At 30.5% G+C, this 13972-nt stretch carries 13 protein-coding genes; all 13 read right to left on the reverse strand.

Annotated features, from left to right (window positions below; genetic code table 11):
* Window positions 1-14: 14 nt before the first annotated feature.
* Window positions 15-3575, reverse strand: a complete 3561-nt coding sequence (nifJ, locus tag SR62_RS07270; RefSeq protein ID WP_002877436.1) for a pyruvate:ferredoxin (flavodoxin) oxidoreductase — start codon at window positions 3573-3575, stop codon at window positions 15-17.
* A 92-nt stretch (window positions 3576-3667) separates the two neighbouring features.
* Window positions 3668-4309: an HAD family hydrolase gene (locus SR62_RS07275; RefSeq protein WP_002872339.1), complete on the reverse strand. Its 642-nt coding sequence runs from the start codon at window positions 4307-4309 to the stop codon at window positions 3668-3670.
* Window positions 4309-5268, reverse strand: coding sequence for a fibronectin-binding outer membrane protein CadF (gene cadF / locus SR62_RS07280; protein WP_002892440.1), 960 nt, complete (start codon window positions 5266-5268; stop codon window positions 4309-4311). The genes SR62_RS07275 and cadF overlap by 1 nt, the downstream gene beginning before the upstream one ends.
* 125 nt (window positions 5269-5393) lie before the next feature.
* Window positions 5394-5783 carry a 30S ribosomal protein S9 gene (gene rpsI / locus SR62_RS07285; protein ID WP_002851459.1) on the reverse strand — a complete coding sequence of 130 codons (390 nt, stop codon included), beginning with the start codon at window positions 5781-5783 and terminating at the stop codon, window positions 5394-5396.
* Window positions 5784-5785: 2 nt separating this feature from the next.
* A complete protein-coding gene (gene rplM / locus SR62_RS07290) occupies window positions 5786-6211 on the reverse strand; it encodes a 50S ribosomal protein L13 (protein ID WP_002779321.1) in 426 nt (141 codons plus the stop codon).
* 84 nt (window positions 6212-6295) lie between these two features.
* Window positions 6296-9061, reverse strand: a complete 2766-nt coding sequence (locus SR62_RS07295; protein ID WP_147502328.1) for a RecB-like helicase — start codon at window positions 9059-9061, stop codon at window positions 6296-6298.
* Complete coding sequence (locus SR62_RS07300; RefSeq protein ID WP_100621310.1) at window positions 9058-11424, reverse strand: PD-(D/E)XK nuclease family protein; 2367 nt, start codon at window positions 11422-11424, stop codon at window positions 9058-9060. The genes SR62_RS07295 and SR62_RS07300 overlap by 4 nt, the downstream gene beginning before the upstream one ends.
* Complete coding sequence (locus SR62_RS07305) at window positions 11421-11942, reverse strand: FixH family protein (RefSeq protein ID WP_002877447.1); 522 nt, start codon at window positions 11940-11942, stop codon at window positions 11421-11423. Before SR62_RS07305 ends, SR62_RS07300 begins: the two co-directional genes overlap by 4 nt.
* Window positions 11929-12531, reverse strand: a complete 603-nt coding sequence (locus SR62_RS07310; protein WP_002851454.1) for a hypothetical protein — start codon at window positions 12529-12531, stop codon at window positions 11929-11931. The genes SR62_RS07305 and SR62_RS07310 overlap by 14 nt, the downstream gene beginning before the upstream one ends.
* The gene (locus SR62_RS07315) at window positions 12528-12629 is read right to left on the reverse strand and encodes a hypothetical protein (protein ID WP_002858872.1); all 102 of its coding nucleotides are present in this window, start codon (window positions 12627-12629) and stop codon (window positions 12528-12530) included. Before SR62_RS07315 ends, SR62_RS07310 begins: the two co-directional genes overlap by 4 nt.
* Entirely contained in the window at window positions 12626-12847 is a 222-nt protein-coding gene (locus SR62_RS07320; RefSeq protein ID WP_072224426.1) for a DUF4006 family protein, read from the reverse strand. Before SR62_RS07320 ends, SR62_RS07315 begins: the two co-directional genes overlap by 4 nt.
* Window positions 12844-13707 (reverse strand): cbb3-type cytochrome c oxidase N-terminal domain-containing protein, encoded by an 864-nt coding sequence (locus tag SR62_RS07325; RefSeq protein ID WP_002851306.1) that lies wholly within the window; start codon window positions 13705-13707, stop codon window positions 12844-12846. The genes SR62_RS07320 and SR62_RS07325 overlap by 4 nt, the downstream gene beginning before the upstream one ends.
* Complete coding sequence (locus tag SR62_RS07330; RefSeq protein WP_002869792.1) at window positions 13707-13970, reverse strand: cytochrome c oxidase, cbb3-type, CcoQ subunit; 264 nt, start codon at window positions 13968-13970, stop codon at window positions 13707-13709. The genes SR62_RS07325 and SR62_RS07330 overlap by 1 nt, the downstream gene beginning before the upstream one ends.
* Window positions 13971-13972: the final 2 nt, after the last annotated feature.

A 13972-nucleotide genomic window follows, 5' to 3' on the forward strand; every position in this document is an offset into this window, starting at 1 on the left:
AAAAATATATTTTATCAGCTTTCAACCTCATTGCTATAATCAGCCATAGCGATACGCTTAAGCTGTCTATAGCGACGTTGAGCGTCTTTTTTATTGCGTTCAAAAAGCTCAGCAGCGTGTTCAGGATTTGCTTTTTTAAGTGAATTATAACGCACTTCATTCATCAAAAATTGCTCATATAAATCCCAATCAGGTTCTTTTCCTGTTAGAGTTAAAGGATTTTTTCCTTGCTCTTCTAAACGAGGATCAAAGGTATAAAGTGGCCAATAACCACATTTTGTAGCAAGCTCACCTTGCTCTCCTGAATAACCAAGCCCACCTTTAATACCATGAGCTATACAAGGAGAATAACAAATCACCAAAGATGGTCCATCATAGGCCTCAGCTGCAGTGATAGCTTTGATAAGATGAGTATAATTTGCCGTTGAATTTACTTGTGCTACAAAAATATAACCATAAGTCATAGCAATTTGACCTAGATCTTTTTTCTGTATAGGTTTGCCTGCTGCTGCAAACTGTGCTACAGCTCCTGTTCTAGAAGATTTTGAACTTTGACCGCCTGTATTAGAATAAACTTCTGTATCAAGCACTAAAATATTTACATTTTCTCCACTTGCTAAAACATGATCAAGTCCGCCATAGCCTATATCATAAGCCCAACCATCACCACCAAAAATCCAGTGAGATTTTTTACTTAAATACTGTTTAAGCTCTAATATATCTTGTACGGCTTTAATATTTTTATTTTGCTCTAAAATAGGGATCATTTTATCTTTAATTTCCACAGACATAGCACCATTGTCTTTATTTGCAATCCAATCTTTAAAAAGGGCTGATAAAGCATTTGGAACTTCTTGCATACTTTCATTCATGATATGTTCAATGCGGTGTCTTGTATTTTCAGTTGCAATTTTCATACCCAAACCAAACTCAGCATTGTCTTCAAAAAGTGAATTTCCCCAAGCAGGACCATGTCCATTTTTCACACTTTTTCTATAAGGAGTTGATGGAGCTGAACCCCCATAAATAGAACTACATCCTGTAGCATTAGCCACAATCATTCTTTCACCGAACAATCTTGTAATTAAAGTAATATAAGGAGTTTCCCCACATCCAGGACATGCCCCATGGAATTCAAATAAAGGTTGGGCAAATTGTGCTCCTTTTGTGGTTTCTTTATTTAAAATATCATCTTTATAAGTGATTTCTTTAAATAAATAATCCGCATTTTCTTGCTCACCAAAATCCATCTCTTCTTGAAGTGGTACCATAACCAAAGATTTTTCTTTAGTAGGACACTCATGAACACAAAGCTCACAGCCTGTACAATCAAGTGGAGAAACTTGAATTTTAAAGCTTAATTTTTCTCCTTTGGTTCCTTTAGCTTCTAAAGCATGATCTTTTACACCACGAGGTGCATTTGCCATTTCTTCATCATTAATCAAAAATGGCCTGATAACAGCATGTGGACAAACTGAAGCACATTGATTACATTGAATACAATTTGCCTCTATCCATCTTGGTACCATAACCCCAACACCACGTTTTTCGTATTCGGTTGTGCCATGTTCAAAACTTCCATCTTCATAACCTAAAAAGGCTGAAACAGGTAAATCATCACCCTTAGCTGCGTTCATAGGTTTTACGATTTTTTCAACAAATTCAGTGCCTTTATAGGCATTGGTTTGTTCTTTTTCTTTAAGCTCTAAATTTTTCCAATTTGGATCCACTTCAACTTTTACAAGTCCATCAGCACCCACATCAATAGCCTTGTAATTCATTTCTACAATAGCATCGCCTTTTTTACTATAAGATTTATACGCAAGCTCTTTCATGTATTTTTGTGCGTCTTCATAAGGAATGATTTTTGCAAGTTTGAAAAAAGCTGATTGCATAATGGTATTTGTACGATTTCCCAAACCTATATCACGAGCTAGTTTGGTTGCATTGATGATATAAAAATTTACTTCTTTTTCAGCTAAAGTTTTCTTTACTGCATCTGGAAGTTGTCTTATAGTTTCTTCAGCATTCCAAATACTATTTAAAAGGAAAGTTCCGCCTTTACGAATTCCTGCTAAAACATCATAAATTTCCAAATAAGCCGCTACTGAACAAGCGATAAAATGCGGAGTTGAAACAAGATAAGTTGAACGGATAGGTTTTTTAGAAAATCTTAAATGGCTTCTTGTATAACCCCCTGATTTTTTAGAATCATAAGCAAAATAAGCTTGAGCGTAAAAATCCGTTTTATCACCGATAATTTTAATCGAGTTTTTATTTGCACCCACAGTTCCATCAGCACCAAGTCCGTAAAATAAACATTCGATCGTACTTTCATCTCCAAGTGAAATTTTCTCTCCAGTACTCAGTGAAGTATGAGTTACATCATCAACTATACCTACAGTAAAGCCATCTTTTGGATTATCAAGTTTAAGATTTTCAAATACTGCTATCATTTGAGCAGGATCAACATCCTTTGAAGAAAGTCCGTATCTTCCACCCACTATAACAGGAGCATTTTCTCTTCCATAGAAAGCTGATTTTACATCAAGATAAAGTGGTTCTCCGAGACTTCCTGGTTCTTTGGTTCTATCTAAAACCGCGATTTTTTTCACTGATTTTGGCATAACATCAAAGAAATATTTTAAACTAAATGGGCGATAAAGATAAACTTTTAAAATCCCTACTTTTTCACCCTTAGCATTAAGATAGTCCACTACCTCTTCAAGTGCTTGAGTTACAGAACCCATAGCAACAATCACACGCTCTGGCTCTTTGTGACCATAATAAGTAAATGGTTTATATTCTCTACCTGTGATTTTTGAAATTTCTTGCATATATTCATTAACAACATCAGGCAAAGCATCATAAAAACGATTGCTTACTTCTCTAGTTTGAAAATAAATATCATCATTTTGTGCTGTTCCACGTGTTTTTGGATTTTCTGGATTTAAAGCATTATTTCTAAATTCAAGCAAAGCTTCTCTATCTAATAATCTATCAAAATGCGCATAATCCATTACTTCAACTTTTTGAATTTCATGGCTTGTTCTAAAACCATCAAAAAAATGCAAAAATGGCACTCTTCCCTTAATCGCAGCTAAATGTGCTACACCAGCTAAGTCCATAGTTTCTTGCACAGAATGCGAACAAAGCATAGCAAAACCAATTTGTCTTGCCGCATAAATATCTTGATGATCGCCAAAGATAGACAAAGCTTGAGCAGCCAAAGAACGCGCTGCTACATGGATTACACAGGGGAGCAATTGACCTGCTATTTTATACATATTTGGAATTTTAAGGAGTAATCCTTGAGAAGCCGTATAAGTTGTAGTCAAAGCCCCAGCTTGTAAAGATCCATGCACACTGCCTGCAGCACCTGCTTCACTTTGCATTTCTACGATTTTTACAGGAACTCCAAAAAGATTTTTTTTGCCTGCAGCTGCCCACATATCGGTGTAATCAGCCATAGGAGAACTAGGTGTAATAGGATAAATTCCAGCAACTTCAGTAAAAGCATACGCAGCGTATGCAGCAGCCTCATTTCCGTCCATAGTTTTCATAATTTTACCCATTGAGACCTTCCTTTATATTGATAATTTTTATAATTTTTTAGCTATCAATTTACTATAAATTCTCTTAAAAGGCGTTTAACGAAAACTTGAAATTAGTTTAATCTAGCTATATAATTAACAGCCTCATATGCGTTTAAAAATACCATAGAATGGGTTTTTAATTCATTTTCATTGCCATAACCACAAGTTAAGGCCAAAGGAGTGATATTAGCAGAAATTGCAGCTTGAATATCTAATATTGTATCGCCTATCATATAGGCATTTTCTTGAGTTTTATTGAGTCTTTTTAAAGCTAAAATTATAGGTTCGGAACTTGGCTTTGGATTTGTGACATCTTCAAGAGTAATTAAAGTTTTAAAGAATTTTTTAACTCCCAAATAATCAAGTAGAATCGGAGTAAATTTACCTCCTTTTGTTGTAACTATACCAAGATCTGCAATTTCGCTTCCAAGTTCTAATGCTTCTTTTGCTTTAGGCAAAAGAGTGGTTTGTTCTAAATAAATTTGTGCATAAATTTCACGATAAGCTAATACAAATTCTTTACTTAAATTTACTTTATCTGGATAAAGCATTCTAAACATTTGCTCTAAAGGATAACCTATGAGATTTTTGATTTCTTCATTATTTTTAGAAGTTAATCCAAGGGCTTTAAAAGCTCCTTGGAAAGAATTTAAAATAGCATCAGTAGAATCAATTAAAGTGCCATCTAAATCAAATAAAATAGTTTTATTCATTATCTTAAAATAAATTTAGCATCCACTCTTCTATTATCCGCTCTACCTTCTTTAGTGTCATTGCTTGAGCGAGGATTATCTTGACCATAACCTACTGTTTTGATGCGACTTTTTTCTACGCCATATTTTTCAAGTTCATTAGCAACACTTTTAGCACGTCTTTCTGAAAGCTTTTGATTATAAGCTCTTGAACCGATATTATCTGTATGTCCTTCAAGAATAGTATCATATCTTTCATTTTCATCTAAAACTTTTGCAATTTCTTTGATTTTTTCTTGAAAAGTTGGATTTATAGTAGTTTTATCAAAACCAAAATGACCTTCCAAAGAAATAGTTTTTTCGCAACCATTTTCATCTAACAAAGCACCTTCTCTTGGTTCTACAGGACATTTTGTTTGTGGAGCTGGACGAGTATCAGCAACTTCTTCTACAGCTTTTTCCTTTTTGCCACCAAAACCAAAACTAATACCTAAAGTTGAAACCCAATTATGGTTTGCATGATTAAAATTAATTTGATCTCTAGTTTCAAGTTTTAAAGCCAAAGAATCACTAAGACGGAATTTTACACCCGCGCCATAATGTCCAAATCCACCGCTTTTATTATCATAAGCAGCATTTGAAAAATCTTCATATCCTCCACCTGCTAAACCATAGAAATAAAATTTCTCACCCACATCAATACCTTTAATAGCACTCAAATAAGTTCTTGTAATATCTGTAGTTTTATTTGTATTTGTATATTTAACATCAGAATAATGCTCTAACCCAAATTCTAATTGATCAAGCCAAAAATCGTCAAAATGATAACCAAGTCTAACACCTGGTGCATAGCGATTATCCATATCTAAATTACCTTCAAAGTAATTATAGTTTAAAGTTGGAGTGATTTCAAATTTTACATTGTTATCAGCACCGAATAAAACACTTGCCAAACCTAAACATAAGAATATTTTTTTCATAGAAAAAACCTTTCATTGTGTTATAAAATAAAAATTTAAATTTTTACAATTATATCATAAATGATAGAAAAAAGGATGAGTTTTATAAAAAATTGTAGAAAGGTGGGAAAATCCCACCAAAAATATTAACGTTTAGAGAATTGTGGGCTTCTTCTTGCTTTGCGGCGTCCGTATTTTTTACGCTCAACAGTTCTACTATCTCTAGTAAGAAGTCCTTTAGGTTTTAATAAGGCTCTAAAATCAGCATCCATAGCTGCTAAAGCTCTTGAAATTCCATGTCTTAAAGCTTCAGCTTGAGCACTATAGCCCCCGCCTAAAGTGGTTGCTTTAATATCCATTGAAGTTTCTTGTTTAGTCACAAGTAAAGGTTGAACCACTTTAAGCTTAATCGCCTCGTGTCCACCAAGCCAAGTGTTTAAATCAACACCATTAACACTAATTTTACCACTACCTGGTTTTACCCATACCTTTGCGATAGCAGTTTTTCTCTTACCTGTTGCGTATGTTGTTGCCATGATTATTTTCCTTCTTTAGCAATTTGCGCAGTGTGTGGGTGCTCACTACCCGCATAGATTTTTAATTTTTTAAGCATAGCTCTGCCCAAATTTGTTTTAGGAAGCATACCTCTAACTGCTAATTTATATAATTTTGCAGGATTTTTTTCAAGTAAATCACCAAATTTTTCGCTTTTTACACTTCCAAAATATCCTGAATGTCTATGATAAAGCTTATCTTCTGCTTTATTAGCACCTGTAAATACAGCTTTTGAAGCATTGATGATAATTACATAATCACCACAATCAACATTTGGAGTAAAGCAAGGTTTGTTTTTACCTCTCAAAATTGTTGCTACTTCAGTTAAAAGACGACCAAAGCGTTTGCCTTCTGCGTCTAAAACAATCCATTCTCGTTTTACTTCGTTTGGCTTTGTTATCTTTGTCATAATTTTTTACCTTTGCCAAAAATTTAAAATGTGATTGTATAAAAAATAATATTAATTTTTACTTAATTTAAGTAAAAATAAAGTTTATATTTCCAAAATTTGAATTTCATTTTCCAAACAATAAACTATAAAAGCACGCACTTTATCTTTTTGCAAAATTTCACTAATGGCGATCTTATAAGTTCCTACCTGCTCTTTATGTTTATCTTGCATAGCAAGACCTGTTTTATAATCAATTATAAAAGCTTCTTCATCTTTTAAAGCAAGCAAGTCTAATTGTTTAATTTCTCCATTAAAACTCAAAGCTTGTTCTTTTAAAAGCTTTCCATCACCAATCAAATTTTGAAATTGAATATTTTTAAGTAAAATTTCAATTCTTTTAAAAAGCTTTTCAAAATCACTCTCATCTAAAAAATGTCTAAATTTACTCTTGCATCTTTGAGTAAGTATTTGAAAATTTTCACCCTTAGGAAGTTTTAAATTTTGCATAAAAAAGTGAAAAGCATTTCCAAAATATAGCTCTTTACTATCAAGCTTTTCTTCACTTTGAACTTCTTGTGGGCTAATTTTTTCAAATTTTTGCAAAGTTTGAATGCTTTCTTTTTTAACGCTTAAAATTTGTTCTTTGCTTTCTAAAAAACCTCTCTCTTGAGAATGTATATTTAAAAATCCCCCCTTAAAATAACTTGGATAATTTCCATTTACACTTTCTTCATTTCTTTTTATGATGATCAAACTTTCCTTAGCTCTTGTAAAAGCCACATAAAGTTTATTAATATCATCTTCATAATTCGCTCTTGTAATATTTTCTTTAAAAAGGGTATAAATAGGCTCTTTAGTAAGCTCTCGAATTTTATCTTTAATATGGAGTTGCCAACCTTGATTGATATCATATTCAAGCATGATATCTTCATTGTTTGAATTGTTTTTAGATAAACTATCAAGCAAAATCACATGATCAAATTCCAAACCCTTAGATTTATGCACACTCATAATACTAATTCCCATATTTTGTTCGCTTACTATTTTCAAAGTACAAGGCTCAAATAAAAGCTTTAAAAAATTCTCCTTAGTTTTAGCATATTCGATAAATTGTATTAAAGCTATATCATTTAAATCAAGTTTTAATTCCTTTATTAAAAAAAGTACATTTTCCATAGTATTTTTTGAAAAATCAAGGGTAATTTTTCTGGGCTCAAAACCTAAAAGTTCTTTTAAAAATACCAAGTAAAATTCATCGCCAAAAATACAATATTTAGCATATTCTAAAACAAGTCTTACGCTTGCTTTATTTTCAAGTAAAACATTGCTTTGAGTAAATGCAGGAACATTTTGCTCTCTTAAAAAATCCAAAACCATATCTGCATCACTATTTTTCCAACACAAAATACAAATATCATCATAAGAAATATTTTTAGATCTTAAAAAATTAATTTGCTCAAATAAGGTTTCTAAAGTTTTTTCCTTGATTTCTTGGGCTTGGTTTTTAACCTTTTGTTCTTTAGATTCCACAATACGCACAAAACCGCCTTTTTTGCTTTCTAAGGCAAATTGCTCTTTATAATCTTTGATTTTTTCTTTAAAAGTTTCATTAACAAAATCAACCAAAAGCTCTTTAGAACGATAATTAGTATTTAAACTATCACTTTTAATTTGACTAAATTCTTGTTTTAACAAATCAAATAATTCTTTTTTTCCTTTACGAAAGCGATAAATACTTTGTTTTTTATCTCCTACATAAAAAAAAGTGCGATTTTTTTTAACTCCTTCTCCTGAAACAAGCTCAGTAATCAAAGGGCGTAAAATTTGATATTGGATCACGCTTGTATCTTGAAATTCATCAATAAGCAAATGCGAAATAAAACCATCTAAACGAAAATAAATCATATCCTTAAATTCACTAGTTATTAGCTCATAAACTTTTTTACTCACATCTTGGAAATTTAAAGTATTTTTATCTTTATGAAATATATTTTTAGCTTCACTATAATGATTTAAAAGATTCATTAAATTAGCAATTTTATAATTTTCAAGCTCTATGGCATAAGTATTTAAAGCATTTATAAGCTCCATTCTTTTTGCACTAAAATGCAAGTTAGTGCTTTCTAAATCTTGCAAATATTTTGTACTTTCAAATTTTGTCATAAAACTTGATTGCATAAATACAGATAAATCTAAAACTTCACTTTTAAAATTGTCACACAAATTTTTATAATTTTTTACATGAGTAAGACCCAAACAATAACTTCTTAACTCACTATAAGCTTTATTGATATAAGCTTTAGATGGATTTGGAATTTTAGGACGATTTTGAAAATAAGCATTCTCATAAAATTTTTCAAGCTCGTTAAAAAAATTTTCTTTCTCATCAACTAAATTAATGTAATAAGCCAAATCTTTTAATTCATCTTTTTTAAGAAGTTTTAAAAAAATCTCTCTTACATCAAGCCTCTCTTCACTCATTGTAAAATCACTACTTAAGCCCAAATTTAAAGCAAAAACACGCAAAATTTTTCCGAAAAAAGCATCAAAAGTACTAATTTTTAACTCTGTTCTTAAAAATTCTTCTTTTTTAGCATCTCTTAAAGAAATAAGCTCTTCTTTATCTTTACCTAAAAGCTTGCAAAGTTCATTGCATTCACTGGTTTTATTTTCTTTTTCTAAATTTAAAAAAGTCTCAATAATTCTTTTTTGCATTTCATTAGCAGCTTTTTTGGTAAAAGTTAAAGCTAAAATTTCATTAATCCTAGCTCCTTTTAAAATAAGTGCTACAAAACGCACACTCAAGGCAAAGGTTTTTCCGCTTCCTGCACTCGCTTCTAATGCCAAAAAAGGCTCAAATTGACTCATTTTAATTCCTTTTTATAAATGAGTTTATAAGGACAATACTCATCTTGTTCATTTTCAAACTCTATTTCTTCCTTACTCATAAGAACTAAATCTTTAAGTCTTTCTCTTAGCTCATCTAAACTTTTGGCTTTTTGATGCAATATTTGCATACTATTTAAATCATAAAAACCCACACTTGCATTTTCATCATATAAAGCTTGGTAAAAAGCAAGTTGATAAGAATTACTTGGCACTTTTCCACTTTTATAATCAATAATCAAATTACCTTCTTTTGAACTATCGATACGATCTATAGTACCCTTAAGTTTTATACTATCTGTTCCGAGCTTTAAAATATTGTTTAACTCAAGCTCTGTATGTGCGACATAAAAGCCTTTTGAAAAATGCTCTTTTTCATTATTAGCAAATTGTATAAATTTTAATTTAAATACTTCAAGATCAAGTTCACTGATATTGTATTTTTGATATTCTTTATTCAATAAATTTGCAAAAACTTTTATATCAAAATCATTATTTGAATAATTTTTATAATAAATTTCAAGCATTTTATGGATAAAATTTCCTTGATTTTTCGCTTTGCTTTCCTCGCTTAAAACCCTAGGTTCTGCTAAATTTAAAATATAACGATAATAATAAGTTCTTTTTTGATTTTCCAATAAATTAAAACGACTAAAAGAAAGCGGAAACTCGAAAGGATTATGCTTTAAAATAGGAGCTTTTATAGGAGTTAGATTAGGTTTTATGCCTTCATAGTCTAATTTTAAAGCATTAAGATAAGCTTTTTGGTGGATATGAGTTTCATAAAAAAAGTCAAAATCAAGTTCATCTAAAAAACGTGATTTGCTTTTTTCTTCATTTTCCACAAAGCAAATACTTACTTCTAAAGCATTCTTCATCAAGCTTTCATAATAAAATCTTTGTAAATTTTCTCTTCTATCATAGCTAATCAATCCTGCTTTTTTACGCACTTCATTGTTTAAAAAAAGCTCATTAATACTTCTTTTAGGAATAAATTCTTCATTAAAATCAACCAAAATCACTCCATCAAAACAAAGCCCACGACTTTCTAAAAGTCCCATTACCGTAACCTTACCTCCACCTACATCACTAAGGGAAAGTTGTGAAATTTGCATGAAAAAAAGATGGATCAACTCTTTAAGAGTTAAAGACTGATTTTTCAATAAATCTTTAATAAAATAAAGTTCTTTTCGTATCAAATAAATAAGCTCTTGCTTTTCATTTTCTAAAAACAAAGCAAGTAATTTTTCAAAATATTCAAAATCACATTTCTCATCAAAATACTTTTTAAACTCTATAAAATCAAGTTTTAAAGAATGTAAAAGCGTATTGTGATAATCAAAAATCATCTGCGTGTCTTCAAAATAATCCTCTTGATTTTTATAAATAAAAGAAGCACTACTAGCACTTTCATAAAGTGCTTGAAATTTTTGATAAAACAAACTCTCTTTAATACTAATTCCACTTGCAAAGTTAAGCATATTGTCTTTATCAAAAAGTCTTAAAAACTCACAAAAACTTTCATCTGGAGTTATAACTGCAATATTTTCAGGCTTTAAACCTTTGCGTACAAAATGTGAAATTTCATCCATAACAAAAGCACATTGCAAAGCCCTTAATTCAAAAGATTTGAGTTTAATTTTTGAATTTTTTGTTTTAAAAATTTCTTCTTTTAAGATCTCTTGTTTTGAAAGATTGATTTCATAATGAGTGTTTATTTTTAAATCAAATATTTTTAAAAAATCAAGTTTTAAAAGATATTCAAGATTAAATTTACTCGTTTTAAAACTTAAAACCACTTCTTTAATCTGAGAAATTTCACTTAATAAATTTTCTTCAAATTTACTCAAAAAACCTTGCAAATCATAAACTATAGCTTCATACTCATCTAAAAAATCTTTATTAAGAGTGTAATTTTTAGGCAAAGAAAGATCATCATAAAAAGAATTCTTTTCAAGCAAAGCAAGATAATTCTTATATACCTCATCTAAAATTTCCAAATGTTCATTATAGGTAGCATAATAATCATTGTTTTTAAGATCTTCTATGCTTTTTTTTTCTAAACTAAGTTCTTTAAAAAAAGAAAAAAGATATTCGTTATTTTTCAAAAAAGCAAAAAATTCTACCGAAATTCCTAGTTTTTTTTCTAAATCCTTACTTTTTAGACAAGCTTCTTGCATTAAAAGCAAGCTTTCATAAGAACTTGCCTTATGAAAATTGCTCAAACAAACTTTATCTAAAAATTCACCTATATGAATAGCACTATCTAATAAGGCATTTTGCTGTTTTTTTTGGTTATAATACTCTCTAATTTGTCTTGAAGAACTAAAAATTCTTAATTTCATTGAGCATTTAATTCGTAGCTAAAAAAACCCACTGTTTCTTGATTTGCATAAAACTTTAGCTTAAGCTCCCATCTACCTTTATCTAGTTTAGGTAAAGCGATACTTAAAATTCCATTTTTAACTTGTCCTTCTAACTTTTGATCAAAATTTTTAGTGAATGGTCTTGTAAGAAGAGCTTGAACTTTTAAATCATCAGAATTTATATTTTGTAATGCAGAAATTTTAAAATTTGCAACATAGGAATTTTGATCCACTTCATAACTAGGAATTTTTCTTTTACCAATAAAAGTGATTTTATCATTTTGAAAATTTACTTTAAAAAATTTATCAAAATTTACTTGTTGTTTTTGTATTTGATTGTAATTATTTTCAACATTTTGATAAGAGTCAAAATAAAAATCATCCTCATACACAGGATGGTGACTTGCTATAAAAATCGTTACAATACAAGCAATAATTATAGCCAAAAGTGAAAGCAAAATACCATAAGGCCAAAAACTTTTTTTAGTTTCTAACATTTTTTTTCCTCTTTATTCTTCTTTGTGCATAGTATAACAATGCAAAGCAAATAAATCCATAGATAAGTATTCTTAAGATATTGATAGTATCACGATTTGCATTACCTATAGAATGTTCTAATTGTAATCCCAAGGATTTTGCCACACGATCTACAATATCTGCATAACCATTAAGTATAGCAGCATTATAAATATCACCTTTATTTGTAGCTAATATCGGCAAAATAGATCCTGTTCCAGGATAAGGACTAAGCACAGCTTCTTTATCAATCAAAGCTAAAGCACCTTTTGAGCCCACTATATCAACTTTGTGAGAATTTTTCGACAAAAGAAGCAATATATAAGATTGAGGAAGTTCTTTTTGTTTATTTAATAAAGTTTCAATTTCAGTTTTATCACCAACCATAACACCGATAAAAATATTACTTTTTTGGTAAAGCTCTTTTCCTATAAGATTAATCTCATTACTTACTTTTTGACTTAAAATATTTTCATTAAAAAGTACAGCATCAAGAGCAAAAACCCTAGAAGGCAATAAAACAAAGAAGAAGATGGCTAAAAAAAAGCCATCTTGTAATATTTTTTTCATCCTATATGAAGATGATTTACGGTCAAAACCGACCAAGCGGTGATTGCAGCAGCAACAACTAAACCAATAACAATTAAATATTCCAAAGCCTTACTCATTGTGCTTCCTTTATACTTCTATGATCTTGTTCTTTTGAACCAAACATCTTTACACTTTGTACATCTTTAAGACTATATGGCTTTTGCATCACTTCTTGCTGAGCTTTAAGACCCCAAATAGTTAAAACTACTAAGATAGCAAGTAACAAAACCGTAGCAATTAACATACCTGTAACACCTGAAAGAGAAAACACGCATCTATTATTATTTTCCATCATTCACCCCTTGAAAGAGAAATTACATACTCGCCAACAGCTTCTTTTTGAATATCATTAAGTGTTGGAAAACTCGGCATTGTTCCTATAAAACCAGCCTTACCACTATGTAAAACATCTACTACAAAAGCTGCAGAACCGTATTTTGTAAGATCTGGGAACATTCCATCTTGACCTTTTCCATCTTCTCCATGGCATGCTGCACAAGTTGCATAAGCTTCTTTACCTTTTGCTACTAAATTTTCATTTGCAGTTTTCTTAATAGCTGAAAGATCTTTCGCCACATAAGCAGCAATAGCAGGGATATCTTCTTCTGCCACACCTAAATCAGCAGCACCAAGCATTTCTCCACCTGGAAAATTCATACCTTTTGAACCATGTTTAATTACATTGATTATACCTTCTTCACTACCCCAAATATTTAAATTTTGAGCTTTACCATTGATACCATCGCCTGTAATTCCATGACAAGCTGAACACTGAACTAAAAAGATATTTTGACCCATCGCTATTTTATCTTCAGGAGATAAATTTTTAAATTTTTCTTCGAATTTTGTATTATGAGTTGCTACTTCTTCATTGTATTGACCTATACTTGAAAAAGAATTTAAAGGATATCCCCATAGAAAATACCAAATAGCCCAAACAATAGTCAGGAAAAATACCACAGCCCAACCAGTAGGAACAGCATTTTTATACTCTCCTATTCCATCCCAACTATGTTCACTAAGCTCTGACTCGCCTTTTTTTTCTTTCATTTGCTTAAACATTCTACCCACAATAACTAGTGTGATTAAAATGATAAGAATAGCTCCAATTAAAGATAAGAGATTAACATTATCTTCTAAATTTAACCATTGCATTAAGCACTCCTTTTACTTTCTAATACACTATCATCAATATCATCTTCTAAGGCAAGATTTGCATAATTTTCATAATTTCTCTCGCCCTTTTTTTCTGTTCTATATAAATGATACCAATACGCATATAATACTATTGACAAAAACATCACGAGTACAAAAAAACCATAACCTTGGAAAATCTCCCACTCATGTTTTTGAACTGTTGCTAAATCAAATGTGATTAAATTTTTAATCACATCAAAAACTATTGATAAATGTTCCATCA

Source organism: Campylobacter sp. 2014D-0258 (assembly GCF_008000495.1).
Taxonomy (GTDB): domain Bacteria; phylum Campylobacterota; class Campylobacteria; order Campylobacterales; family Campylobacteraceae; genus Campylobacter_D; species Campylobacter_D jejuni.